Origin of the sequence: Pseudoduganella sp. GCM10020061, from assembly GCF_042683405.1 — a bacterium.
Lineage (GTDB): Bacteria > Pseudomonadota > Gammaproteobacteria > Burkholderiales > Burkholderiaceae_D > Telluria.
The window spans coordinates 574,258-598,773 of record NZ_JBHUJS010000002.1 but is presented as its reverse complement, the minus strand read 5'-3'; the positions used below and the strand labels follow the sequence as shown (position 1 = coordinate 598,773).

General features: G+C 64.9%; 20 protein-coding genes and 1 pseudogene. 16 read left to right on the top strand and 5 right to left on the bottom strand.

Translation table 11 applies throughout. The annotated features are described in order from the left end of the window. Positions 1-48: 48 nt before the first annotated feature. The gene (gene ompA, locus ACFSQR_RS06500; RefSeq protein WP_377728824.1) at positions 49-771 is read right to left on the bottom strand and encodes an outer membrane protein OmpA; all 723 of its coding nucleotides are present in this window, start codon (positions 769-771) and stop codon (positions 49-51) included. A gap of 331 nt (positions 772-1,102) precedes the next feature. On the opposite strand from ompA, the gene gyrA reads away from it, so the two are divergent. The 16 genes and pseudogenes from gyrA (at position 1,103) to cysM (ending at position 19,289) form a co-directional block, all read left to right on the top strand. Then, positions 1,103-3,772, top strand: a complete 2,670-nt coding sequence (gyrA, locus tag ACFSQR_RS06495) for a DNA gyrase subunit A (RefSeq protein ID WP_377728823.1) — start codon at positions 1,103-1,105, stop codon at positions 3,770-3,772. 56 nt (positions 3,773-3,828) lie between these two features. Continuing rightward, on the top strand, positions 3,829-4,401 hold the full coding sequence (locus tag ACFSQR_RS06490) for a DUF2059 domain-containing protein (RefSeq protein WP_377728822.1): 573 nt from the start codon (positions 3,829-3,831) through the stop codon (positions 4,399-4,401). Positions 4,402-4,416: 15 nt separating this feature from the next. After that, the gene (gene serC, locus ACFSQR_RS06485) at positions 4,417-5,505 is read left to right on the top strand and encodes a 3-phosphoserine/phosphohydroxythreonine transaminase (protein ID WP_377728821.1); all 1,089 of its coding nucleotides are present in this window, start codon (positions 4,417-4,419) and stop codon (positions 5,503-5,505) included. A gap of 61 nt (positions 5,506-5,566) precedes the next feature. Continuing rightward, positions 5,567-6,637, top strand: coding sequence for a prephenate dehydratase (gene pheA / locus ACFSQR_RS06480; RefSeq protein WP_377728820.1), 1,071 nt, complete (start codon positions 5,567-5,569; stop codon positions 6,635-6,637). A gap of 23 nt (positions 6,638-6,660) precedes the next feature. Continuing rightward, entirely contained in the window at positions 6,661-7,767 is a 1,107-nt protein-coding gene (gene hisC, locus ACFSQR_RS06475; RefSeq protein WP_377728819.1) for a histidinol-phosphate transaminase, read from the top strand. Beyond that, positions 7,679-8,563 (top strand): annotated as a pseudogene (locus tag ACFSQR_RS06470) (prephenate dehydrogenase); the annotation flags it as partial. The gene hisC and the pseudogene ACFSQR_RS06470, both read left to right, overlap by 89 nt. A gap of 117 nt (positions 8,564-8,680) precedes the next feature. Beyond that, the gene (gene aroA / locus ACFSQR_RS06465; RefSeq protein WP_377729030.1) at positions 8,681-9,991 is read left to right on the top strand and encodes a 3-phosphoshikimate 1-carboxyvinyltransferase; all 1,311 of its coding nucleotides are present in this window, start codon (positions 8,681-8,683) and stop codon (positions 9,989-9,991) included. Between the two features lie 131 nt (positions 9,992-10,122). Further along, positions 10,123-10,797: a (d)CMP kinase gene (gene cmk / locus ACFSQR_RS06460; protein ID WP_377728818.1), complete on the top strand. Its 675-nt coding sequence runs from the start codon at positions 10,123-10,125 to the stop codon at positions 10,795-10,797. A 131-nt stretch (positions 10,798-10,928) separates the two neighbouring features. Further along, positions 10,929-12,638 (top strand): 30S ribosomal protein S1, encoded by a 1,710-nt coding sequence (gene rpsA / locus ACFSQR_RS06455; protein ID WP_377728817.1) that lies wholly within the window; start codon positions 10,929-10,931, stop codon positions 12,636-12,638. Positions 12,639-12,656: 18 nt separating this feature from the next. Beyond that, entirely contained in the window at positions 12,657-12,962 is a 306-nt protein-coding gene (locus tag ACFSQR_RS06450; protein WP_161036683.1) for an integration host factor subunit beta, read from the top strand. Positions 12,963-13,121: 159 nt separating this feature from the next. Next, positions 13,122-13,433 (top strand): lipopolysaccharide assembly LapA domain-containing protein, encoded by a 312-nt coding sequence (locus tag ACFSQR_RS06445; RefSeq protein ID WP_377728816.1) that lies wholly within the window; start codon positions 13,122-13,124, stop codon positions 13,431-13,433. 15 nt (positions 13,434-13,448) lie between these two features. Further along, positions 13,449-14,624, top strand: a complete 1,176-nt coding sequence (gene lapB, locus ACFSQR_RS06440; RefSeq protein ID WP_377728815.1) for a lipopolysaccharide assembly protein LapB — start codon at positions 13,449-13,451, stop codon at positions 14,622-14,624. A gap of 154 nt (positions 14,625-14,778) precedes the next feature. Further along, positions 14,779-15,756, top strand: coding sequence for a D-glycero-beta-D-manno-heptose-7-phosphate kinase (gene rfaE1 / locus ACFSQR_RS06435; protein WP_377728814.1), 978 nt, complete (start codon positions 14,779-14,781; stop codon positions 15,754-15,756). A 588-nt stretch (positions 15,757-16,344) separates the two neighbouring features. Then, positions 16,345-16,674, top strand: a complete 330-nt coding sequence (locus ACFSQR_RS06430) for a ComEA family DNA-binding protein (RefSeq protein ID WP_377728813.1) — start codon at positions 16,345-16,347, stop codon at positions 16,672-16,674. A 125-nt stretch (positions 16,675-16,799) separates the two neighbouring features. Then, positions 16,800-18,197 (top strand): M20/M25/M40 family metallo-hydrolase, encoded by a 1,398-nt coding sequence (locus tag ACFSQR_RS06425; protein ID WP_377728812.1) that lies wholly within the window; start codon positions 16,800-16,802, stop codon positions 18,195-18,197. A gap of 189 nt (positions 18,198-18,386) precedes the next feature. Continuing rightward, a complete protein-coding gene (gene cysM, locus ACFSQR_RS06420) occupies positions 18,387-19,289 on the top strand; it encodes a cysteine synthase CysM (RefSeq protein WP_377728811.1) in 903 nt (300 codons plus the stop codon). A gap of 107 nt (positions 19,290-19,396) precedes the next feature. Here cysM and ACFSQR_RS06415 read toward each other — a convergent pair whose 3' ends face one another. The 4 genes from ACFSQR_RS06415 to ACFSQR_RS06400 form a co-directional block, all read right to left on the bottom strand. Beyond that, positions 19,397-19,741 carry a hypothetical protein gene (locus ACFSQR_RS06415; protein WP_377728810.1) on the bottom strand — a complete coding sequence of 115 codons (345 nt, stop codon included), beginning with the start codon at positions 19,739-19,741 and terminating at the stop codon, positions 19,397-19,399. Between the two features lie 623 nt (positions 19,742-20,364). Further along, positions 20,365-21,519 (bottom strand): lytic murein transglycosylase B, encoded by a 1,155-nt coding sequence (mltB, locus tag ACFSQR_RS06410; protein ID WP_377728809.1) that lies wholly within the window; start codon positions 21,517-21,519, stop codon positions 20,365-20,367. Further along, positions 21,516-23,516, bottom strand: a complete 2,001-nt coding sequence (locus ACFSQR_RS06405) for a DUF3488 and DUF4129 domain-containing transglutaminase family protein (RefSeq protein ID WP_377728808.1) — start codon at positions 23,514-23,516, stop codon at positions 21,516-21,518. Before ACFSQR_RS06405 ends, mltB begins: the two co-directional genes overlap by 4 nt. Next, positions 23,513-24,511, bottom strand: a complete 999-nt coding sequence (locus tag ACFSQR_RS06400; protein ID WP_377728807.1) for a DUF58 domain-containing protein — start codon at positions 24,509-24,511, stop codon at positions 23,513-23,515. Before ACFSQR_RS06400 ends, ACFSQR_RS06405 begins: the two co-directional genes overlap by 4 nt. Positions 24,512-24,516: the final 5 nt, after the last annotated feature.

Sequence of the window (24,516 nt, the reverse complement as noted above, 5' to 3'; positions counted from 1 at the left end):
AAAACCCCGCCGGAGCGGGGTTTTCTTAACCTGACGCCGGAGCGTTATTTATTTGGTCACTTCGCGCGTGCCGACCACTTCGATTTCAACGCGGCGGTTCTTGGCGCGGCCGGCGCGGGTCTTGTTGTCGGCCACAGGCTGCTTCTCGCCCTTGCCTTCGACATAGACGCGGTCAGCGGCGATGCCTTTCGAGACCAGGTACTTCTTGACCGATTCAGCGCGGCGGATGGCCAGCTTTTCGTTGTACTGGTCGGTGCCGATCGAATCGGTGTGGCCTTCGGCGATGATCACCTCGACGTTCACGCCCTGGATGTTGGCAGCCAGTTCGTCCAGAGCCTGCTTGCCTTCCGGCTTGAGCACGGCCTTGTCGAAGTCGAAGAACGCATCGGCGCTGTAGCTGACTTTTTCCGAAGTCGGCACTGGCGCGGCCGGGGCCGGCTCAGGCGTTGGCTCCGGAGCCGGTGGTGGCGGCGGAGGAGGTGGCGGAGGCGCCACGCACTTGCCGTCGACCAGCTTTTCAGGCTCGACGCAGATCGGCAGGTCGCAGCCTGGCACCGCATCGGCCGGGGTCCAGTAGCCGGTGCGCCAGCACAGGCCGAACGGATTGCGGACGATGACGCCGCGTGCATCCTGCACGTAGGCGCTGTGCGGCGTGCTGGCCATGACATCGGTGGTCAGGGGCGCGAATGGCGGCGCGGTCGGCGTTTGCGCCGCTGCGCTGCCCGCCATCGCCGCTGCAGCGGCGAATACGAGCGCGAAGATCTTGTTCATGTTATGGGTTCCTTTTCGGTGAATGTCACAGCTCCGGCTGCCTATCGGCATGCACGCGTCTTGTGAAACGTACAATTAGCTTTTCGTCATTTTGCCACATTGGCATCATCGACATGTAGAGCGCCAGATCAATCGAAACTGAATCATATAGGCTACGTTGTTTTTGTGCAACATAGTTAAATGGCATGCATTTGCGTTATCGAATCGATCAGTTTTTGTTGATCCTGCTCTCTGTCGGCGGGCAAGGTTTTACGCAGCGGCACCCTGCGACATGCTAGAATCGAACGGTTGTCCCGCACGTATAACTACAGCCTGAGAGCACGCCCTGCCAATGGATCAATTCGCAAAAGAAACAATCCCGATTTCCCTCGAAGAAGAGATGCGCAAGAGCTACCTCGATTACGCAATGAGCGTGATCGTGGGCCGTGCGCTGCCGGATGTGCGCGATGGCTTGAAGCCGGTGCACCGCCGCGTCCTGTTCGGCATGCATGAGATGAACAACGTCTACAACCGCCCGTACGTGAAGTGCGCGCGTGTTGTCGGTGACGTCATGGGTAAGTTCCACCCGCACGGCGACGCGTCGATCTACGACACGCTGGTGCGCATGGCGCAGGACTTCTCCCTGCGCTACACGCTGGTGGACGGGCAGGGCAACTTCGGCTCGATCGACGGCGACAACGCGGCGGCAATGCGTTACACCGAGTGCCGCCTGGACAAGATCGCGAACGAGCTGCTGGCCGATATCGACAAGGACACCGTCGACTTCCAGCCGAACTACGACGGCAAGGAAAAGGAACCGACCGTCCTGCCGACCCGCATCCCGAACCTGCTGATCAACGGCTCGGCCGGTATCGCGGTCGGCATGGCGACCAACATCCCGCCGCACAACATCACGGAAGTGATCAACGGCGCGCTGCACGTGCTGGCCAACCCGGACTGCACCATCGACGAGCTGATCGAACTGATCCCGGCGCCGGACTTCCCGACCGGCGGCACGATCTATGGCGTATCCGGCGTACGCGACGGCTACCGCACCGGCCGCGGCCGCGTGGTGATGCGCGCCAAGACCCACTTCGAGGAATTCGGCAAGGAAGGCGGCCGCACCGCGATCATCGTGGACGAGCTGCCGTACCAGGTCAACAAGAAGTCGCTGCTCGAGCGTATCGCCGAGAACGTGCGCGACAAGAAGCTGGAAGGCATTTCCGACATCCGCGACGAGTCCGACAAGTCGGGCATGCGCGTGGTGATCGAGCTCAAGCGCGGCGAAGTGCCTGAGGTGGTGCTGAACAACCTGTACAAGCAAACCCAGTTGCAGGACACCTTCGGCATGAACATGGTCGCGCTGGTCAACGGCCAGCCGAAGCTGCTGAACCTGAAGCAGATGCTGGTCGAGTTCCTGTCGCACCGCCGCGAAGTGGTCACCCGCCGCACCGTGTTCGACCTGCGCAAGGCGCGCGAACGCGGCCACGTGCTGGAAGGCCTGGCGGTGGCGCTGGCCAACATCGACGAGTTCATCGCGATCATCAAGGCGGCGCCGACGCCGCCGGTCGCCAAGACCGAGCTGATGAACCGCGCCTGGGATTCGTCGCTGGTGCGCGAAATGCTGGCCCGCACGGGCGAGGGCGACACCATCGGCGGCATCGATGCGTTCCGTCCGGAGAGCCTGCCGAAGCATTACGGCATGCAGGCCGACGGCCTGTACAAGCTGTCCGACGACCAGGCGCAGGAAATCCTGCAGATGCGCCTGCAGCGCCTGACCGGCCTGGAACAGGACAAGATCGTCAGCGAGTACAAGGACGTGATGGCGCTGATCGCCGACCTGCTGGACATCCTGTCCAAGCCGGCCCGCGTGACCGCGATCATCAACGACGAACTGAATGCCGCGATCACCGAATACGGCATCAAGGACGAGCGCCGCTCGACCATCGAGCAGAACGCGACCGACCTGGGCACCGAGGACCTGATCACGCCGCAGGACATGGTGGTCACGCTGTCCCACACCGGCTACATGAAGTCGCAGCCGATCTCCGAGTACCGCGCGCAAAAGCGCGGCGGACGCGGCAAGCAGGCCATGGCGACCAAAGAGGAAGACTGGATCGACCAGCTGTTCATCGCCAACACGCACGACTACATCCTGTGCTTCTCGAACCGCGGCCGCATGTACTGGCTGAAGGTATGGGAAGTGCCGCAGGGCTCGCGCAACTCGCGCGGCAAGCCGATCGTCAACATGTTCCCGCTGCAGGACAACGAGAAGATCACCGTGGTGCTGCCGCTGTCGGGCGAAAACCGCAGCTTCCCGGAAGATCACTACGTGTTCATGGCGACCAGCCTGGGTACCGTGAAGAAGACGCCGCTGCGCGACTTCTCCAACCCGCGCAAGGCCGGCATCATCGCGGTCGACCTGGACGAGGGCGACTTCCTGATCGGCGCTGCGCTGACCGATGGCGCGCATGACGTGATGCTGTTCTCGGACGCCGGCAAGGCCGTGCGCTTCGACGAGAACGACGTGCGTCCGATGGGCCGTACCGCGCGCGGCGTGCGCGGCATGAACCTGGAAGAAGGCCAGAACGTGATCGCGCTGCTGGTGGCGGAAAACGAGCAGCAGTCGGTGCTCACCGCAACCGAGAACGGCTTCGGCAAGCGTACTCCGATCACCGAGTACACCCGCCACGGCCGCGGCACCAAGGGCATGATCGCGATCCAGACCTCCGAGCGTAACGGCAAGGTGGTGGCGGCAACCCTGGTCACGCCAAGCGACGAGATCATGCTGATCACGACCGGCGGCGTGCTGATCCGCACCCGCGTTTCCGAGATCCGCGAGATGGGCCGCGCGACCCAGGGCGTGACCCTGATCGCGGTGGAAGACGGCACCAAGCTGTCCGGCCTGCAGCGCGTGGTCGAGTCGGACGTGGAAGACGTGACGGAACTGCCGGCCTCCCTGCAGGTCGAAGAGCCTGAGTCGCGCGCTCCCTCCGTCGGCAATCCGCCCGCGGACGAGTAAACCTGTTCCTGTCATCCGGCCCCAGGCCGGGTGACGGACGCACATCGAGATAAAACATGAAGAAGCTTGCAGCAGCAGTACTCACCGCGCTGGCCTTTGCCAGCCCACTGGCGATGGCGAATGCGCCCGCTGCGGCGCCGTCGGCCGTGGACCAGCGCACCGCCGCGGCGGTCAAGGACATGCTCGAAGGCATGAAGTACCGCGACACGATGAAGGCGCTGATGACGGAACTGACCGCGCAGCTGCCACAGTTGATGCAGCAATCCGTCGAGCAGGAGCTCGACCGCCAGAACCTGTCCGATGCGCAGCGCAAGGAAGTCATGGCGCTGATCCAGCAAAAGATGCCCGAGCTGGTGGCGACGGTGCGCCAGTCGCTCGAGGATCCCAAGCTGATCGACGAGATCATGGACCGGATGCCTGCGCTCTACGCACGCTATTTCACGACCGCCGAAATCGTCGAGCTGGCGCGCTTCTACAAGACGCCGCTGGGCGCAAAGACCATGCAGGTGCTGCCGCAGCTGACGGCCGAATCGATGCAGATCGGCCAGCAGGTGGTGGCGCCGCGCGTGCAGGCATTGCAGCAGCGTGTCATGCACATCATGCAGGGTGGCGCCACGCCGGCCAAATAAGGAGCGCGTCCCACAGTGACTCACGTCTTCAATTTCTCGGCAGGGCCGGCAGTCCTGCCAAAGGAAGTGCTGGAACAGGCTGCCGCCGAGATGCTGGACTGGCATGGCAGCGGCATGTCGGTCATGGAGATGAGTCACCGCGGGCCCGAGTTCATGTCCATCATCGAGCAGGCCGAACGCGACTTGCGTGAGCTGCTCGATGTCCCGCCCAATTACCGCGTGCTGTTCCTGCAGGGCGGTGGCCTGGGCGAAAACGCCATCGTCCCGATGAACCTGGTGGGCCGCAAGCCGCAGCCCGCCACCATCGACTTCGTGCACAGCGGTTCCTGGTCCGGCAAGTCGATCGCCGAAGCGCGCCGCTACGCCAACGTCAATGTCGCCGCGGCGCCGTCAGGCGGAGCGTTCACGCATATCCCGCCGCAGGAAAGCTGGCAGCTCACCCCGGACGCCGCGTACCTGCACATCTGCACCAACGAGACCATCGACGGCGTCGAATTCAATTTTGTGCCGACGGTGCAGGGCGATACGCCCATCGTGGCGGATATGTCCTCGCACATCCTGTCGCGCCGGGTCGACGTGTCGAAATACGGCGTCATTTACGCGGGCGCGCAAAAAAACATCGGCCCGGCCGGCCTGACCATCGTGCTGGTGCGCGAAGACCTGATCGGCCACGCGCTGCCCATTTGCCCGTCGATCTTCGACTGGAAGCTGGTGTCGGACGCGAACTCCATGTTCAACACGCCGCCCACCTACTCGATCTACATCGCGGGCCTGACCTTCCAGTGGCTGAAGAAGCAGGGCGGGGTGGCCGCGCTCGAGAAGCGTAATATAGAGAAGGCGACGCTGCTGTACGAGGCGCTGGACGCAGACGGCTTCTACCAGAACCGGGTCGAGCGGAGCTGCCGCTCGCGCATGAACGTGCCGTTCTTCCTGCGCGACGAGTCGCTGAACGAACAATTCCTGGCCGGCGCGAAGGCGCGCGGGCTGTTGCAGCTGAAGGGCCACAAGTCCGTCGGCGGCATGCGGGCATCGCTGTACAACGCGATGCCGGTCGAGGGCGTCCGCGCGCTGGTCGACTACCTGAACGAATTCGCCGGCCGCTAAGGGCGCCAGCCCTGGCCGGTAGCGGCCCCTTGCTAGGGCCCCATTGCTGACTACGCGAACAATGACCGACAAACTTACGCCACTCCGCGAGCAGATCGACGCCATCGACGCGCAGATCCTCGACCTGCTCGGCCGCCGCGCCCGGCTCGCCCAGGAAGTCGGCCATGTGAAGGCCGAGACCAACGCCCCGGTATTCCGTCCCGAGCGCGAGGCCCAGGTGCTGCGCGCCGTCGCCGACCGCAATCCCGGCCCGCTTGGCGCGCATGAAGTCCAGACCATCTTCCGCGAGATCATGTCCGCCTGCCGCGCGCTGGAAAAGCGCGTCACGGTAGCCTATCTCGGCCCGTCCGGCACGTTCAGCGAGCAGGCGGTCTACCAGCAGTTCGGCAGCGCCATCGAAACGCTGCCTTGCGTGTCCATCGACGAAGTGTTCCGCGCCACCGAAGCGGGCACCGCCGATTTCGGCGTGGTCCCGGTCGAGAATTCGTCCGAAGGCGCCATCAACCGCACGCTCGACCTGATGCTCGCGACCACCACCGTGATCAGCGGCGAAGTCTCGATCCCCGTGCACCACAGCCTGATGACCAAAACCGGCAGCATGGACGGCGTGACCGTCATCTGCGCGCATTCGCAGGCGCTGGCGCAGTGCCAGGCCTGGCTCAACCTGCACTTCCCGGGCATCGAGCGGCGCGCGGTCGCGTCGAACGCGGAAGCGGCGATCCTGGCCAGCAATGACGCCACTGTCGCGGCCATCGCCAGCGAGATGGCGGGCGAGCAGTACCGCCTCGGCGTGGTCCAGGCGCACATCCAGGACGACCCGCACAATCGCACGCGCTTTGCCGTGATCGGGCGCCTGCACACCAGTCCGTCCGGCCACGACCAGACCTCGCTGGTGCTGGCAGCGCCGAACAAGGCCGGCGCCATGTACCACCTGCTCGCGCCGCTGGCGAAGCACGGCGTGTCGATGACGCGCTTCGAGTCGCGCCCGGCGCGCATGGGCACGTGGGAATACTATTTCTATGTCGATCTCGAAGGCCACCGGCAGGATGCCGCAGTGGCCGCCGCGCTCGGGGAACTGCAAGCGGAAGCGCCGTTCTTCAAGGTGCTCGGCTCCTATCCCGTCAGTCTCTGATTCACACTACAGGAAACTTTCAAATGTCCCACCAGTACGGTCCAGATTACGTCCGCGCCCTCGCACCCTACCAGGCCGGCAAGCCGATTGCCGAAGTGGCGCGCGAGTTCGGCCTCGACGAGGCGAACATCGTCAAGCTTGCATCCAACGAGAACCCGTTCGGCATGCCGGAATCGAGCCAGCGTGCCATGGCCAAAGCTGCCGCAGACCTGGGCCGCTATCCGGACGCCAATGCGTTCGAACTGAAGCAGGTGCTGTCCAAGCGCTACGACGTGCCGTCCGACTGGATCACGCTGGGCAACGGCAGCAACGACATCCTCGAGATCGCGGCCAAGGCGTTCGTGCAGAAGGGCGAGTCGATCGTCTACTCGCAGTATTCGTTTGCCGTGTACGCGCTGGCCACGCAGGGCATCGGCGCGCGCGCGATCGTGACGCCGGCGGTCGACTACGGTCATGACCTCGATGCGATGGCCGAGGCGATCGAAGCCGATACGCGCCTGGTGTTCATCGCCAATCCGAACAACCCGACCGGCACCTTCCTGTCGGCCGACAAGATCGAGGCCTTCCTGGAAAAGGTGCCGCCGCATGTGATCGTGGTGCTGGACGAGGCGTACAACGAGTTCCTCTCCGCCGAAAACCAGTACGAATCCACCGCGTGGGTACGCAAGTATCCGAACCTGATCGTCTCGCGCACGCTGTCCAAGGCGTACGGCCTGGCGGGACTGCGCGTCGGCTTCGCGATCGCGCAGCCGGTGCCGACCGACCTGATGAACCGCGTGCGCCAGCCGTTCAACGTCAACTCGCTGGCGCAGGCTGCCGCCATCGCCGCGCTCGACGACAGGGAATTCCTGGAGAAGAGCGCAAAGAATAACGCCGAAGGCTACCGGCGCTTCGTGCAGGCGTTCGAGGAACTGGGCCTGCAGTACGTGCCGTCATACGGCAACTTCGTGCTGGTGAAGGTCGGCGACGATGACCAGGCGGGCGCGCGCGTCAACCTGGCGCTGCTCAAACAGGGCGTGATCGTGCGTCCGGTGGGGAACTATGGGCTGCCGCAGTGGCTGCGCGTGTCGATCGGACTGCCGCACGAAAACGAGCGCTTCATCGAGGCGCTCAGGAAGGCGCTGGGCTGAGGTGCTGCGCAAGGTCGTCATCGTTGGCGTTGGGCTGATCGGCGGCTCGTTCGCGCTGGCGCTCAAGGCCGCGAATGCGGCCCAGCGGATCGTCGGCGTGGGACGCCATCCTGAAGCGACGGCGCGCGCGCTCGAACTTGGCATTGTCGATGAAGTGGCGTCCTCGATGCAGGACGCCATGCGCGACGCGGACCTGGTGCTGATTGCGGCGCCTGTGGCGCAGACAGCCAGCATCCTGGCGTCGCTGCTGCCGTACCTGGAGGCGAATACGGTCGTCACCGACGCCGGCAGTACCAAGTCCGACGTGGTTGCCGCCGCGCGGGCGGTGCTGGGCGAGCGGATCGGCCAGTTCGTGCCCGGCCATCCGATCGCGGGACGCGAAAGCAACGGGCCCGATGCGGCTGTGGCGGACCTGTACGACGGCAAGAAGGTGGTGCTCACGCCGCTGCCCGGGAATGCAAAGGCCAGCATCGACCGCGTGTCCCATGCGTGGCGCAGCTGCGGCGCGGTCCTGCATATGCTCAGTCCCGAAGAGCACGACAAGGTGTTCGCTGCGGTGAGCCATCTGCCGCACCTGCTGGCGTATGCGCTGGTGGACGACATCGCCAACAAGCCGCACGCCGGGCTGCTGTTCCAGTACGCGGCCAGCGGCTTTCGCGACTTCACCCGCATTGCCGGATCGTCGCCGGAGATGTGGCGCGACATCTCGCTTGCGAACCGCGAGGCGCTGCTCGGCGAGCTGGATGCGTATCTGGCACAATTGACCGCCATGCGGCAGATGCTTGCGGCGCAGGATGCGCGCGGTCTTGAGGGCATCTACAGCAACGCACAGCGCGCGCGCGAGCGCTGGATTACGACTATCGAAGCCGGGGACCGTCCCCGCCAGGACACCGTCCCCGACACCGAGAACACCATGACCGACCGCCCGCACCACCTCGACCTCGCGCCAGTCCACCGGGTACAGGGAGACGTGCGACTGCCAGGCTCCAAGTCGATCTCCAACCGCACACTGCTGCTGGCCGCGCTCTCGCAAGGCAGCACGCGCATCCTGGACCTGCTCGAATCGGACGACACCCACGTGATGCTGGAAGCGCTGCGCGCCCTCGGCATCGGCTGGGAGCGCGTGGACGAACGCACGCACCTGGTGCACGGCGCCGGCGGCGTGCTGCCGAATGGATCCGCCGACCTGTTCATGGGGAACGCAGGCACCGCGATCCGCCCGCTGACTGCGGCGCTGGCGGTGATCGGCGGCGACTTCACGCTGCGCGGCGTGCCGCGCATGCACGAGCGGCCGATCGGCGACCTGGTCGATGCGCTGAATGCCATCGGCGCCAATATCGAATATACGGGCCAGCCCGGCTATCCGCCGCTGCACATCGGGCGCGGCCAGTTCGCCGATGCGCCGATCCAGGTGCGCGGCAACGTGTCGAGCCAGTTCCTCACTGCGCTGCTGATGGCCGCTCCGCTGATGGCGGGCGAACGCGACGTGCGCATCGAAGTGGTGGGAGAGCTGATCTCCAAGCCGTACATCGAGATCACCCTGAACCTGATGCGCCGCTTCGGCGTGTCGGTCGCGCAGGAAGGCTGGCAGAGCTTCACCGTGCGCCAGGGCGCGCACTACGCGTCGCCGGGCACGATCCACGTCGAAGGCGACGCATCGAGCGCGTCCTACTTCCTGGCCGCCGGCGCCATTGCGGGCGGCCCGGTGCGGGTCCAGGGCGTGGGAAGCGAATCGATCCAGGGCGACGTGCGCTTTGCCGAAGCGCTGGAAGCGATGGGCGCCACCATCACCCGCGGCGACGACTGGATCGAAGCGCGTTCGAACGGGCCGCTCAAGGCCATCGACATGGACTTCAACCACATACCCGATGCGGCGATGACGATCGCGGTGGCCGCGCTGTACGCGGACGGCACCACCACACTGCGCAATATCGCCAGCTGGCGGGTCAAGGAAACCGACCGCATCGCCGCAATGGCGACCGAGCTGCGCAAGCTGGGCGCCACGGTGGAAGAGGGCGCGGACTACCTGCGCGTGACGCCGCCGCAGCGCATCCTGCCCGCCACCATCGACACCTATGACGACCACAGGATGGCGATGTGCTTCTCGCTGGCGACGCTGGACGGCGCACTGCGCCAGGGCGCGCCGCAGCGCATCAACGATCCGGGCTGTGTCGCAAAAACTTTCCCTGACTACTTCGCTGCATTTGCTAGCATTGCGGTATAGCGCCAAGGGGGACTGTCCCCGCAGGGGACCGTCCCCGGATCTTCAGCATGCAGTACCACTGGGCCAGCTAAAGATCAGGGAACAGTCCCCGTGCGGGGACAGTCCCCGGCTCATGAATTGAAAGAATAACAATGCCAAATTCCCATATCCCGGTCATCACGATCGATGGCCCGACCGCTTCCGGCAAGGGCACCGTCGCCCACCTGGTAGCCGAGCGCCTGGGCTTCCACATGCTCGATTCCGGCTCGCTGTACCGCCTGACCGCGCTGCAGGCGCTGCGCCGCGCGGTGCCGCTCGAGGACGAGCATGGCATCGCCAAGCTGGCCGAACACCTGCAGGTGACATTCACCGGCGGCGAGATCCTGCTCGGCCACGAAAACGTCGCCCACGCCATCCGCGCCGAAGAAGTTGGCAACATGGCATCGAAGATCGCCGCGCTGCCGACCGTGCGCCAGGCCCTGTTCGCCCTGCAGCTGGGCTTTCGCAAGGCGCCCGGACTGGTGGCGGACGGGCGCGACATGGGCACCGTGATCTTCCCCAATGCCCAGCTCAAGATTTTCCTGACCGCTAGCACTCAGGCAAGAGCCGAACGCCGCTATAAGCAATTGATTGGCAAAGGGTTTTCTGCTAATATGAACGACCTGCTTGCCGATTTGCAGGCCCGGGACGAGCGCGACATGAACCGCGCGGTCGCCCCGCTGGCGCCGGCGGCAGATGCCCACATCATCGATTCATCGAACATGGTCGCCCTCGAGGCGGTCGACGAAGTGCTGAAGCTGTGGGCGCAAGTGCGTCACAAGTCTTAACGCGCCAGGCCGCAAGGCCTGACGTTTTTTGGTGCCCGTACCGCCTTCGCAAAGGGCAGTGCGGGGTGTGTTTAACCTCTCCCAGTTGAAGCCGCGTTGTGCGGGCCTTGCTGGCTAACCTTTAAATGATTATGTCTACTGTAACCAACCAAGCTTCCGGTATGGAATCCTTTGCCGCGATGTTCGAAGAGTCCCTGCAGCGTCAGGACATGCGTTCGGGCGAAGTGATCTCGGCTGAAGTCGTTCGTCTCGACCACAACTTCGTGATCGTCAACGCCGGCCTGAAATCCGAAGCTTTCATCCCTGTTGAAGAATTCAAGAATGACCAAGGTGAACTCGAAGTCCAGGTAGGCGACTTCGTCTCCGTGGCCATCGAATCGCTGGAAAACGGTTTCGGCGATACCATCCTGTCGCGCGACAAGGCTAAGCGCCTGGCATCGTGGCTGGCACTGGAAAAAGCAATGGAATCGGGCGAGATCGTCACCGGTACCGTCAATGGCAAAGTCAAAGGCGGCCTGACCGTCCTGACCAACGGCATCCGCGCGTTCCTGCCGGGTTCGCTGGTTGACACCCGTCCAGTCAAGGACACCACCCCGTTCGAAGGCAAGACCCTCGAATTCAAGGTTATCAAGCTGGACCGCAAGCGTAACAACGTCGTTCTGTCCCGCCGCGCCGTCATCGAAGCATCGATGGGCGAAGAGCGCCAGAAGCTGATGGAAACGCTGAAAGAAGGCACGGTTGTGACCGGCGTCGTGAAGAACATCACCGACTACGGCGCGTTCGTGGACCTGGGCGGCATCGACGGCCTGCTGCACATCACCGACCTGGCATGGCGTCGTGTGCGTCACCCATCCGAAGTCCTGACCGTTGGCCAGGAAATCACCGCCAAGGTCCTGAAGTACGATCAGGAAAAGAACCGCGTTTCGCTGGGCGTGAAGCAGCTGGGCGACGACCCATGGACCGGTCTGTCCCGTCGCTACCCACAGGGCACCCGTCTGTTCGGCAAGGTCACCAACCTGACCGACTACGGCGCGTTCGTGGAAGTGGAACAGGGCATCGAAGGTCTGGTTCACGTGTCGGAAATGGACTGGACCAACAAGAACGTGGCTCCAAACAAGGTTGTCCAGCTGGGCGACGAAGTGGAAGTCATGGTCCTGGAGATCGACGAAGAGCGTCGCCGTATTTCGCTGGGCATGAAGCAGTGCAAGGCGAATCCATGGGACGAGTTCGGCATGACCCACAAGAAGGGCGACAAGGTCAAGGGCGCAATCAAGTCGATCACCGACTTCGGCGTGTTCATCGGCCTGCCAGGCAACATCGATGGCCTGGTGCACCTGTCCGACCTGTCCTGGACCGAGTCCGGCGAAGAAGCCGTGCGCAAGTTCAAGAAGGGCGACGAGCTGGAAGCAGTCGTGCTGGCAATCGACGTTGAGCGTGAGCGTGTCTCGCTGGGCGTCAAGCAGCTCGAAGGCGACCCGTTCAACAACTTCGCTGCAATGAACGACAAGGGTTCGCTGGTCAACGGCACCGTCAAGTCGGTCGAGCCGAAGGGTGTTGTGGTTCAGCTGTCCGACGAAGTCGAAGGCTACCTGCGCGCTTCCGAAATCTCCCGCGACCGCGTGGAAGATGCCGGTACGCACTTCAAGGTTGGCGACGCTGTCGAAGCAATGGTCATCAACATCGACCGCAAAGCGCGTTCGATCCAGCTGTCGATCAAAGCCAAGGACAACGCTGACACCGCTGAAGCGATGCAGAAGATGTCGGCTGCTGACGCAAACGCTGCATCGGGCACCACCAGCCTGGGCGCGCTGCTCAAAGCCAAGTTCGACAACAAGCAGTAATCTGTCGGAACCGACCAGATGACCAAGTCCGAGCTGATCAACCGCCTGGCTGAGCGTTATTCTCAGCTGGTGGCGAAGGATGCGGAATATGCGGTCAAGACCATCCTCGATGCGATGACCAATGCCCTGGCATCCGGGCAACGCATCGAGATCCGTGGTTTTGGCAGCTTTGCCCTCAACAGCCGCCCGCCGCGGATCGGACGCAATCCGAAGTCCGGCGACAAGGTGATGGTGCCCGAAAAGCGGGTGCCCCACTTCAAGCCGGGCAAGCAACTGCGCGAGCGGGTTGATGCGATGGTCGGGCAACCGATCATCGAAGACTGAAGTCAGTGGTCAGAGAACGGCGCCTTTCGGCGCCGTTTTTTTTAGCGGGCTTTCCCCGTGATTGGCCAGGGCGGCAGTACCGTCCCCGCCAGTCCCCTTTATGAATATGCGTACTTATGCCAAACTGCACACTTTGGCACACCCGGCGACCCCGAACCGATGAAATTCATCTCCACCATCCTAGGCGTCATCCTCTTCGTCCTGTTCTTCGGCTTCGCCCTCAAGAACACGCACGAGGTCGACCTGAACTTCTTCCTCAACTATGAGCTGCGCGGCCCGCTGGTGCTGATGCTGCTGGTGGCCTTCATTTCCGGCGCTGCGCTCGGCATCCTGGCCGTGACCCCGACCGTGTTCCGCCACCGCCGCGAGCGCCGCAGCCACACCCGGACCATCGAGGAACTGCAAAGCAGCGTGCGCAAGGGCGCAGTGCAACCGCAACCGGATGGCGCCGGCGCCATCGTCCAACAATAAGAACCCGGCACACACATGGATTATGAACTCTGGTGGCTGCTTGGCATCCCCGTCTTCTTCGGCCTCGGCTGGATCGCGGCGCGGGTCGACATCAAGCACCTCATCTCCGAATCGCGCACGCTTCCGCGCGGCTACTTCAAGGGCCTGAACTTCCTGCTCAACGACCAGCCGGACAAGGCGATCGACGCCTTCATCGAGATCGTCAAGCACGATCCGGAGACGGCCGACATGCACTTCGCGCTGGGTAACCTGTTCCGCCGCCGCGGCGAGATCGAGCGCGCCATCCGCGTGCACCAGAACCTGCTGTCGCGCCCGGACCTGCCGCAGGAGCAGCAGGCGCACGCGCAGTACGAACTGGGCATGGACTACCTCAAGGCCGGCCTGCTGGACCGCGCCGAAGAGACCTTCAACAAGCTGCTCGACACCCAGTACGGCGCCCAGGCGCGCCGCGCGCTGCTGGAGATCTTCCAGCGCGAGAAGGAGTGGGAGCGCGCGATCGAATCCGCGCGGGGCCTGCAGGAATCCGGCGCCGGCGCGCGCCAGAAGGAGATCGCGCAGTTCTACTGCGAGCTGGCGCAGGACGCGCTGGTGAAGATGAATTCCGACGAAGCGATGGCGCTGCTGGACAAGGCCGTGCAGGCCGACCGCAACAACGTGCGCGCCACCATCCTGATCGGCGACGCGCAGCTGGCCAAGGGCGACATCGAAGGCGCGCTGGTGACCTGGCGCCGCGTCGAACAGCAATCGGTGCCGCACGTCGCGCTGGTCGCGCAGCGCCTGATGGACGGCTACCGCGCCGTCGGCCGCCCGCAGGAAGGCGTCAACCTGCTGCGCTCCTACCTCGCGGAGGCATCCTCGTTCGACCTGGTCGAAGTCGTGTTCAAGGCCGTGATCGAGCTCGATGGCGTCGAAGCGGCGCGCGCGCTGGTCAGCGAAGAGCTGCGCCGCAACCCGACCCTGCTCGGCCTCGACAAGCTGCTGGAAGCGCGTTTGATGGACGCGCCCGCGCACATCTGGGAAGAGCTCTCGACGGTGAAAAACCTCGTGCACGGCTACACCCAGAAGATGTCGCGCTACCAGTGCAGCCACTGCGGCTTCAAGGCGCGCCAGTACTACTGGCAGTGCCCGGGCTGCAGCCGCTGGGAGACCTACCCGCCGCGCCGCACCGAAGAACTCAACGTCATGAACTGACCCCGTCGGCCCCGCGCAGGCGGGGACCGAACGGAGTCATAAAAAGCGTTAGCGTCGTCCCTGCGCAGGCAGGGACCCATACTGAGCAAAATAATAGATAGCGTCATCCCCGCTGAACGCGGGGACCCATACGAGCCCGCAAAGAGCCAACCCGATGACCAACACCATCCCAAGCCGCCTGCTGCCCCCCGAATCCCATAAATCCATCGCCGCCCCCGACCTGAGCGCCGTGCGCATCCTGGTCGTGGGCGACGTCATGCTCGACCGCTACTGGTTCGGCGACGTCAGCCGCATCTCGCCGGAAGCGCCGGTGCCGGTGGTGCGCATCGAAAAGCGCGAAGCGCGCCTGGGCGGCGCCGCCAACGTCGCGCGAAACGCCGCCGCGCTGGGCGCGAACTGCGGCCTGCTCGGCGTGATCGGCAAGGACGAAGCCGGCAACGAAGTCGAAAGCCTGCTGGCCGACTCGCACATCGACAGCTACCTGAAGCACGACGACGCCATCTCCACCATCGTCAAGCTGCGCGTCATCGGCCGCCAGCAGCAGATGGTGCGCATCGACTTCGAAGAGCCGCCGAGCGACACCACGCTGCGCGACAAACTGGCGCAGTTCAACGCGCTGCTGCCCGCCTTCGACGTGATCGTCCTGTCCGACTACGACAAGGGCGCGCTGGTCAACGTCGCGCACATGGTCGAAGCCGCGCGCGCGGCCGGCAAGATCGTCATGGTCGACCCCAAGGGCGACGACTTCACTCCGTACGCCGGCGCCACCATCATCACCCCGAACAAATCCGAGATGCGCCGCATCGTCGGCAGCTGGAAGACCGAAGACCAGCTCACCGAGAAAGCGCAGGCCCTGCGCGAGCAGCTGCGCCTGGACGCGCTGCTGCTGACCCGCTCGGAGGAGGGCATGAGCCTGTACACCGCCGGCGAAGTCCTGCACATGCACGCCGACGCGCGCGAAGTGTTCGACGTATCCGGCGCGGGCGACACCGTCATCGCCACCATGGCTGCCATGCTTGGCGCCGGCCTGCCGATGGCCGACGCGCTCGTCATGGCCAACCGCGCCGGCGGCATCGTCGTCGGCAAGCTCGGCACCGCCACCGTCACCCGCGACGAGCTGTTCCCCTCGTAAGCTCCTCCGCAGGTATCAAACGCCGATACCGGGGTCAGGCACGGCTCCCATGCTGTCCTGACCCCGGTATCGTTTCGGGCCACGAATTTCCGCAGCTCAGCGATTCGCGCGCGGTTCCGATACCGGCGTCGGAGTACTGCCGACAAATCCGTTCGGCCGTTTCCTAAAACGGTGCCTGACCCCCAGGTAGCGGCTGGCAATACCGGCGCGCATCCGTTCGGATGGAGGGGCAGGGCGTGCTACTGCTGCCGGAATTTTCCTGTTTTTTGTGTCGGAAGCGGACTCAAAAGGTGCCTGACCCCCGGTAGAGGAAGACGCTACTTCGGGGCTTTTTGCGGCGATGCGTGCGCCTCGTTGATACTGACCCCCGGTAGAGGAAGACGCTACTTCGGGGCTTTTTGCGGCGATGCGTGCGCCTCGTTGATACTGGAATCGGGGGCGGGAACTCGTTGCGAGGGGGAAGGTAGCGGGGGACGATACCGTTGCAGGGGCGGGTGCGGAGGCGCGGTCAACGCGATGCCGCGTCGTGCGTTGTAGCGCTGGGGCGGCAGCCGCCGCTCTTCGACTTCATTTGTGACGGAGAAATCTATGATCAGGAAAATGATGGTGGGCGTCGCGCTGGTGATGGCAAGCATGGGGATGGCGTTCGCGCAGGTCGATGTGAACAAGGCGGATGCGGCCTCGCTCGATGGGGTGAAGGGCCTGGGGCCGGCAAAGACGAAGGCGATCCTGGAGGAGCGCACCAAGAACGGCGACTTCAAGGATTGGGCGGACCTGCAGCAGCGCGTCAAGGGCATCGGCGACAAGGCGGCGATGCGCCTGTCGTCGGCCGGGCTGGTCGTCAACGGCAAGCCGATGGCCGGTGCGCCAGCCGCGGAAATGAAGGGCCAGCCGGAGTCGAAACCCGCCAAGAAGTGAGCACGCAGGGCGTGTCCATACACCGCGCCCCGTGCGCGGTTTTTTTACGCCGGCGTGCGGGACGCGCCTTGGCGCGCGCAGCGCGGCATGCGATGATAAGTGGATCTTTCTACGAGGAACCCAACATGCGCCGTTCGCTTCGCCCGTCCCACGTTTCCGTTGCCCTTGCCCTTGCCCTGGCTGCCGCCAGCTGCGCCGCCGTCGCTGCGCCTGCCACGCCTGCCGCGCCCAATATGGCCAAGCGCCAGCCGGCGATCGAGAAGGTGCTGGCCGAGGTGTCGGCCAAGCGTATCGAAGGCTATGTGCGCAAGCTGGCCAGCTTCGGCACGCGCCACACGATGTCGGAGACGGAGTCGGAGACGCGCGGCATCGGTGCGGCGCGCCGCTGGATCAAGGCGGAGCTGGAGCGCTGCGGCGCCGCCGCGGGCAACCGCCTGCAGGTGGCGTTCGACAGCCACGTGGCGCCTGTCTCCGCGCGCATTTCGCGCCCGACCGAAATCGTGAACGTGGTGGCGACGCTGCCCGGCGCACAGCCTGCCTCGAAGGACCGTATCTATGTGGTGAGCGGCCACTATGACTCGCGCAATACCGATGTGATGGATGCGGCAGGCGATGCGCCCGGCGCCAACGACGATGCGTCCGGCACGGCAGCGGTCATGGAGCTGGCCTGCGTGATGGCGAAGCACCAGTTCGATGCGACGCTGGTGTTCATCGCGGTGGCGGCGGAAGAGCAGGGCCTGATCGGCGCGCGCCACTGGGCCACCCAGGCCTACGAGAAGAAGCTCGATATCGCCGGCATGTTCACCAACGATATCATCGGCAGCTCGCGCGCGGACGATGGCCGCGTCGACGACAAGCAGGTGCGCCTGTTCGCACAGGGCATCCCGGCGGTGAAGGAGATGACCGATCCGGTCCGCGGCCTGGTCGCGACCGGCGGCGAGAACGATTCGCTGCCGCGCCAGCTGGCGCGCCATACCAAGGAGATGGGCGAGCGCTACAACCCCGGCTTCAAGGTGACGATCGTGAACCGCGCGGACCGCTACCTGCGCGGCGGCGACCACATGCCGTTCCTGGAGAAGGGCTACGCGGCGCTGCGCTTCTCCGAGCCGAACGAGGACTTCGACCACCAGCACCAGAACGTGCGCACCGAGAACGGCAAGGTGATCGGCGACCTGCCCGAGTACAACGACTACAACTACATCGCCAAGGTGGCGCGCGTGAATGCGGCGGCGCTGGCCTCGCTCGCGCTGGCGCCGGCCGCGCCGAAGAACGTGCAGGTGCGCACCCGCCAGCTGGAAAACGATACGGTGCTGCTGTGGGAGCCGAACAAGGAGCCGGACCTTGCCGGCTACCGCATCGTCTGGCGCGAAACCAGCGCCGCCCAGTGGGAAGGCAGCCAGTGGGTCGGCAATGTGACCGAAGCGCGCGTCAAGCTCTCCAAGGACAACTACTTCTTCGGCGTGCAGGCCGTCGACAAGGACGGCAACGTCAGCGTCGCCACCTATCCCGTCCCGCTCCGCTAAATCAACCGGGCGGTCCCCACCGGCAGCCGCTTCTGGCGGAATCCGCCATAAATAGGGCGATTCCGCCACGCCGCCTGAAAATTGGCGGAATCGGCCCAAACATGGCCGATTCCGCCAACAGGGAGCCCCGCACGCGTACGCCGGGAAGGGTTTAGAATGAACGTTTTCGCACACCCCCCACACGAACACATGGCTTACAAGACCATCGAGGACACCATCGGGAATACGCCGCTGGTGCGCCTGATGCGCATTCCGGGCGCCGACGCGGCCGCGCGCAACAACATCATCCTGGCCAAGATGGAAGGCGACAATCCGGCCGGGTCGGTCAAGGACCGCGCTGCGATCTCGATGCTGCGCCGCGCGGAGGAGCGCGGCGAGATCCGCCCCGGCGATACGCTGATCGAGGCGACCTCCGGCAACACCGGCATCGCGCTGGCGATGGCTGCGGCGGTCCGCGGCTACAAGATGGTGCTGCTGATGCCCGATAACCTGACCGTGGAGCGCCGCCAGAGCATGGCCGCCTACGGCGCGCAGATCATCCTGACCCCGAAGACCGGCGGCATGGAGTACGCGCGCGACATGGCCGAGCAGATGCAGCGCGACGGCAAGGGCAAGATCCTCGACCAGTTCGCGAACCCGGACAATCCGATGGCGCACTACGAGGGCACCGGCCCGGAGATCTGGCGCGATACGGAAGGCCGCATCACGCACTTCGTCAGCGCGATGGGCACGACCGGCACCATCATGGGCGTATCGAAGTACCTGAAGGAGCAGAACCCGGAGGTCCGCATCGTCGGCGCGCAGCCGGAAGAGGGCTCGCAGATCCCGGGCATCCGCAAGTGGCCGGAAGCGTACCTGCCGAAGATCTTCGACCGTTCGCGCGTGGACCAGGTGGAAAGCGTGAGCCAGGCGGCGGCCGAGAACATGGCGCGCCAGCTGGCGCGCGAGGAAGGCATCTTCTGCGGCATTTCGGCCGCGGGCGCCTGCGAGATCGCGCTGCGCGTGTCGCAGACGGTGGAGAATGCGACGATCGTGTTCGTGGTGTGCGACCGCGGCGACCGCTACCTGTCCACCGGCGTGTTCCCCGCCTGACCGGCGCCGCTGCAAACAAAAGCGCTCCCGCAAGGGGAGCGCCATCCGGATCCGATCCGGTCCCGCCATGAAAAACGCTCCCGCGAGGGGAGCGCTGTCCGGGCTGATTACTTCTGCTCGGTCTTGGCCTGGTCGCCAGTGTCCTTTGGCTTGAATTGCTTGTCGCTGATGCGGAACTTGTTGCGGCGGTCGCCCATCAGGTAGCGCAGGTCGCGGATCGACAGGTCCGACACTTCGTGCATGCGGATCAGCAGCGATGCGCCGACCGGCAGGCGGTGGTGGCGGATCTTCGAGATCACGGGCGGAGCCACTTCCAGCGCGCGCGACAGGGCAGCGTCGTTTTTCAGGCGCAGGTTCTCGATCAGCGTGTCCAGCAGACGGTTCGGATTGTATTGCAACAGGTCATCGCCTTCCGAATCGTTGTTCATATCAATGCCGACTTGGTTCGTCATGTCATTTCCTTTGTCAGTTGTCTTGCTTAAGTCAAATACACGGAGCATCAGCTTTGATGCAGGACCTTCTTGTACTGGCTTTCAGGCGATGGGGTTTTCCGGGTGATTTTCTTTTTAAAATATATACTCAATTGTACAAGCTTTTTCCGGCCGGATACCTGAAAGCAACACCGCATGGATAGCGTGTGAAACATTGTTGTCTAGCCGCAACATAGCCTCGATGCAATTCTCTCACAAAACCACTGAATAAATCGTTGTTTTTTAAGAAAACATTTGCATAACAATACTGCATTAATGCTTGCAGCGGGTATAACGTGTTATGCCTTTCGGAAACTTTTCAGGGGGTATGCGTTCAATTTCCCAGAGCAAAATGACCACGTACTGTAGGGGTATCACACCGCAAAATGATGGCTTGTGGGAAACGTCGTTACATACCCTTACAAAATCGTCGCCGACACCATGGCCAATAAGCAAACGATGTTAGCAGAGATGCCATCTTTGCATACTCCGGCCGATTCCGGCGTACAGGTGCGCAAGCGCGTAGCCGCCTTGCGCCATGCGTCTTTGGAAGGGGAATTCGCCGCGACGGCCCGGAAAGCCGGGCATCGCGGCGAGAGGCAAGGCTAGGCGCCGCGCGCCAGTTTGACCGCACGCCCGAGGTTAATCACGGACATGGCGTAGAAGAAGCTTCGGTTGTACTGCGTGATGGCGAAGAAGTTGTTCGACCCGAGCCAGTATTCGGTCGGTTCGAAACCGTTCTGCAGGTCGACCAGGCCGAACTTTTCGCCCGCAGGGAGCGGGGCCTGGGTGGTGATTCCGGCCTGCGCGAGTTCTTCCTGCGTGTTCGATGCCGACAGCCCCGCATTGATGAACTTTTCCCAACCGCCTTCCGCGCGGACCCTTGCCGGATAGGCAAGCTCGCCCGGCTGGTCGCGGCGCCAGCCATGTTCGACCAGGAAGTTGGCCACGCTGCCAATGGCGTCGGCGGCGGAATCGCGCACGTCGACCGCGCCGTCGCGGTCGAAGTCCACGCCGAGCTTCAGGATATTCCCAGGCATGAACTGCGGCATGCCGATCGCGCCCGCGAACGAGCCTTGCAGCGAGAACGGATCGGTATTGAATTTCCGGGCGAGCAGCAGCGTGTTTTCCAGCTCGCTGCGGAAGAAGGCCATGCGCGCTTCGCGGTTCGGCGTCTCCGGATACGCGAACGCCAGCGTCGCCAGCACGTCCATGACGCGGAAGCGGCCGGTGTCGCGGCCATAGATGGTCTCCACGCCGATGATGCCGACGATGATCTCGGCCGGGACCCCGTACTCGCTTTCGGCGCGCGCCAGCAGGTCTGCATTCGCATTCCAGAAGCGCACCCCCGCATTGATGCGGATCGGCTCGACGAAGCGGCTCTGGTACACCTGCCAGTTTTTCGGTTTACCGGCGGGCATGGGCTTGACCAGCTGGACTGCGGACTCGATGAAGCGCACTTTCGCAATCAGGGCGTCGATCTCTTCGCGCCCGTAGCCGTGGCGCCGCACCATGTCGTCGGCGAACAGGGACACGCTCTCCCACTGCGCCAGGTCGACCTGCTTGCCCTGGTAGTCGATCTTCGGCGCGGCGGCGCTCTTCCTGACCGGCTTGCGGACGGCTGCTTTCTTCGCCTTCTTTTTCGGCGCAGCCTTTTGCGCCGAGGCGGTGGACGCGGCGGCCGCGGTCGAAGCGGCAAACGGCAGCAGCATCAGGGAGGAGGCGAATAGCGGGAGGAGGACGTGCTGCCTGAATTTCATCGTGATTCGTTCAACATGCGTTTCATGGCCGCGACCGAAGCCGCGTTGCGCCCGTCCGGGCCATATTTGTACTCGCTGTACAGGGAGAGGAATCGGACGACCGCATCGATGTTGCCAGCCTTGGCCCCCGCACTGTCGCGCAGGCGCGCGGCGTAAGCGGAAGGACCTTCGTGCGGCTGGCGCGGAAAGCCGCGCCGCGCCAGCTGGCGGGTCAGGATCAAGTATAGCGCATCGCCCGGATCGGCCGCGCGCCTGCGGCGCAATTCGCGCGCTGCGTACAACAGCATGAGCACTGCTGCCAGCGCGGCCGGCGCATGCAGGTTGCCAAACATCGTAGACAGGTTATCCATGAAGCCGCGCTGGCGCGCCGGCGTGTAGTTGAGCACCCACTGGTTCCAGCCGTTGTTGATGGCCGCGAGCCGGAAGCGCAGCTGCGAGAACAGCGACGTGTTGTCGTTGATGTCGAGCAGCGGCCCGAGTCCTTCAATGCCGAACGGAGCTGGCTGCGGCAGCGCGGCGGCAATCCCGCGCTGCACGCGCTCGGGCGCCACCGCGGCGGTGGGATCGACGCGCACCCAGCCGCGCCCGCCCAGCCACACTTCGGCCCACGCGTGCGCATCGGACTGCCGCACGGTGAAGTAGTCGTCCACCGGATTGGGCTCGCCGCCCTGGTAGCCGGTGACCACGCGCGCGGGGACGCCCGCCGCGCGCATCAGGTATACGAAGGAGCCGGCGTAGTGTTCGCAAAAGCCGGCGCGGGTGGTGAAGAGGAATTCGTCGATCGTGTCGCGTCCCAGCAGCGGCGGCTCGAGCGTGTAGCTGAACGGCTGTTCGCGGAAGGTGCGCAGCACGCGGTTCACGCGCTGCTCCGCCGGCAGCTTCGCCAGTTGCGCGGCCCAGCCGCGCGCGCGCGGGTTGCCGCCCTGGGGCAGCCGCAGCCAGCGCGCAGAGTCGAGCAGGCCGCCTGCCACGCCGAGCGTGTAGTTGGGGTAGGACAGGGCGGTGTAGCGCACGCGGTCGTACACCGGGTAGGTCGACAGCAGTTCCGCATCGGGCGTCATGCGTACCGGATTGCCGCGCAGCTGGGGCGGGCGCGGCGCCAGGTCGAGCGCGAAGATGCGGCGGCCATTGCCCGGTTCCAGCGTCAGCTCGTAGGCCACCGGATTGCCGCGCACGCGCGCGGCCGGCGTTTCGGCTCCCACGCCGAAACGGCGCTGGCGCGACCATGTGCGTCCGTCGAATTCGCTGAGCACGAAAGCGCGCCAGTACAGCTGCCGGCGCTGCGGCGCGCGGCTTGCGAAGCGCACGCGGAACGCCACTTCGCCCGATTGTGCCAGGCTGGCGATATCGCCCGGTGTCATCTCGTCGGACAGGCCGGTGGTGCCGGAGGTGGCGTCGCCGGGCATGCCCCACAGCGGACCCTGGATGCGGGGGAACACGACGAACAGGATGACCGCCGCAGGCGCGGCCAGCGCGAACATGGTGGCGGCAGCGCGCAGGCGGCGCCTCAGAGGCGGCTGGGTGCCGGCAAACTGGAACGACATGAGCGCGGTGAGCAGCACGATGACCGAGGCCACCATCATGAGCGCCGTCGGAATGCTCTGCGAATAGAAGAAGTTCGCCAGCACCAGGAACAGGCACAGGAACACCACCACGAACACGTCGCGCCGCGCGTGCATCTCCAGCATCTTGAATGCGACCAGCAGCACCAGCATCGCCACGCCGGCATCGCGGCCGAGCAGGGTGTGGAAGCTGGCGTAGATCCCGGCCATCGCGCCGAGCGCGATCGGCAGCAGCAGGAGCACCGGCGGCTGGCGCGTGCCGCGCACGGTGATCAGCGCGCGCCACAGCAGCGTGGCCACGCACACGCCCGAAATCCACAGCGGCAGGTGGCCGAAGTGCGGCAGCAGGACCAGCAGGGTGCCGGCCACGAGCAGCAGCGTGTCGGCCTTGTCGCGCGTCAGGCGGGCGGCGGTACGCCGGAGCGCGGCAATCATGCCGGGTCCCCATCGCGGCCGTACAGCGCCAGCGCGCGCAGGCAGGCCGCGCGGTGCGCCTCGCCCACGGCCGGGGCGAACTCGATGCTGCCGAGGCGGAAGGCATAGGGCAGGGCGCGCAGCTCGGCTTCGAGCACCCAGCGCGTCATGCGCGACAGGCGCTGCTCCACGCCCATGCTGCGCGGCAGCTGGTCGAAGTCGAGCACCAGTTCCTCGACCGATCCGCCCTCGAAATTCTTGGTGACCAGCTGCCCGCCCAGCTCGGGGTCGAGGCGCGCGATCTGCCTCCACGCCAGACGGCGCAGCGGGTCGCCGGGCTGGTAGCTGCGGATGCCGGCAAAGTCTTCCTGGCCCGCGCCGCCTCCGCCGTCGTTGCCGTCGCGCCCTGCCATCGGCAGCGCAGGCGCCACCGTCTCGGGGAACGGGTAGACCAGCACACGCGCGTCGGCGCGCCAGTACGCCCAGGCGCGGAACAGCCCCAGCGGGAAGCGGGTCGACAGGCGCACGCGTGGCGCTGGCAGCCAGCCGCGCTCGGACGTGCGCATGGCCAGCACCACGCTCGCCTTGCCCTGCGCGGGCACGTCGGCCACCTGGCGCGGCACAGGCGTATCGGTACAGTCCAGCCATACGGCATAGCGGTCGAGCGGGGTCGGATTCGACAGGTTCAGTTCAAAGCGCGCTTCCTCGCCCGCGAACACGGGCGCGGCGCGGCCGGGCGACAGGCGCAGCCCGACCAGGTTGCGGTTGGTGAAGACCATGTCGACCACCGCACACGCGCCGATGGTAAAGGTGAGCGCATAGCCCAGGCCGAGCGAATAATTGATGGAGCCGATCAGCAGGACCCCGAGCAGGGCGAGAAAACCGATGCCGGCGCGGGCCGGGACGATGAAGACGCGGCGCCGGGTCAGCGTGACCGCGCCGGTGTCGGGCGCGTCCAGCTGGAACAGCCAGCTGTCGGCCTTGCGGCGCACCAGCGATGTGAGCGCGGATGGCATCCTGC

What these genes read in the sequence shown, in the direction of transcription:
- ompA (WP_377728824.1), bottom strand. Translation starts at nt 771, where the DNA reads ATGAACAAGATCTTCGCGCTCGTATTCGCCGCTGCAGCGGCGATGGCG.
- gyrA (WP_377728823.1), top strand. Translation starts at nt 1,103, where the DNA reads ATGGATCAATTCGCAAAAGAAACAATCCCGATTTCCCTCGAAGAAGAG.
- ACFSQR_RS06490 (WP_377728822.1), top strand. Translation starts at nt 3,829, where the DNA reads ATGAAGAAGCTTGCAGCAGCAGTACTCACCGCGCTGGCCTTTGCCAGC.
- pheA (WP_377728820.1), top strand. Translation starts at nt 5,567, where the DNA reads ATGACCGACAAACTTACGCCACTCCGCGAGCAGATCGACGCCATCGAC.
- hisC (WP_377728819.1), top strand. Translation starts at nt 6,661, where the DNA reads ATGTCCCACCAGTACGGTCCAGATTACGTCCGCGCCCTCGCACCCTAC.
- aroA (WP_377729030.1), top strand. Translation starts at nt 8,681, where the DNA reads ATGACCGACCGCCCGCACCACCTCGACCTCGCGCCAGTCCACCGGGTA.
- cmk (WP_377728818.1), top strand. Translation starts at nt 10,123, where the DNA reads ATGCCAAATTCCCATATCCCGGTCATCACGATCGATGGCCCGACCGCT.
- rpsA (WP_377728817.1), top strand. Translation starts at nt 10,929, where the DNA reads ATGTCTACTGTAACCAACCAAGCTTCCGGTATGGAATCCTTTGCCGCG.
- ACFSQR_RS06450 (WP_161036683.1), top strand. Translation starts at nt 12,657, where the DNA reads ATGACCAAGTCCGAGCTGATCAACCGCCTGGCTGAGCGTTATTCTCAG.
- ACFSQR_RS06445 (WP_377728816.1), top strand. Translation starts at nt 13,122, where the DNA reads ATGAAATTCATCTCCACCATCCTAGGCGTCATCCTCTTCGTCCTGTTC.
- lapB (WP_377728815.1), top strand. Translation starts at nt 13,449, where the DNA reads ATGGATTATGAACTCTGGTGGCTGCTTGGCATCCCCGTCTTCTTCGGC.
- rfaE1 (WP_377728814.1), top strand. Translation starts at nt 14,779, where the DNA reads ATGACCAACACCATCCCAAGCCGCCTGCTGCCCCCCGAATCCCATAAA.
- ACFSQR_RS06430 (WP_377728813.1), top strand. Translation starts at nt 16,345, where the DNA reads ATGATCAGGAAAATGATGGTGGGCGTCGCGCTGGTGATGGCAAGCATG.
- ACFSQR_RS06425 (WP_377728812.1), top strand. Translation starts at nt 16,800, where the DNA reads ATGCGCCGTTCGCTTCGCCCGTCCCACGTTTCCGTTGCCCTTGCCCTT.
- cysM (WP_377728811.1), top strand. Translation starts at nt 18,387, where the DNA reads ATGGCTTACAAGACCATCGAGGACACCATCGGGAATACGCCGCTGGTG.
- ACFSQR_RS06415 (WP_377728810.1), bottom strand. Translation starts at nt 19,741, where the DNA reads ATGACGAACCAAGTCGGCATTGATATGAACAACGATTCGGAAGGCGAT.
- mltB (WP_377728809.1), bottom strand. Translation starts at nt 21,519, where the DNA reads ATGAAATTCAGGCAGCACGTCCTCCTCCCGCTATTCGCCTCCTCCCTG.
- ACFSQR_RS06405 (WP_377728808.1), bottom strand. Translation starts at nt 23,516, where the DNA reads ATGATTGCCGCGCTCCGGCGTACCGCCGCCCGCCTGACGCGCGACAAG.
- ACFSQR_RS06400 (WP_377728807.1), bottom strand. Translation starts at nt 24,511, where the DNA reads ATGCCATCCGCGCTCACATCGCTGGTGCGCCGCAAGGCCGACAGCTGG.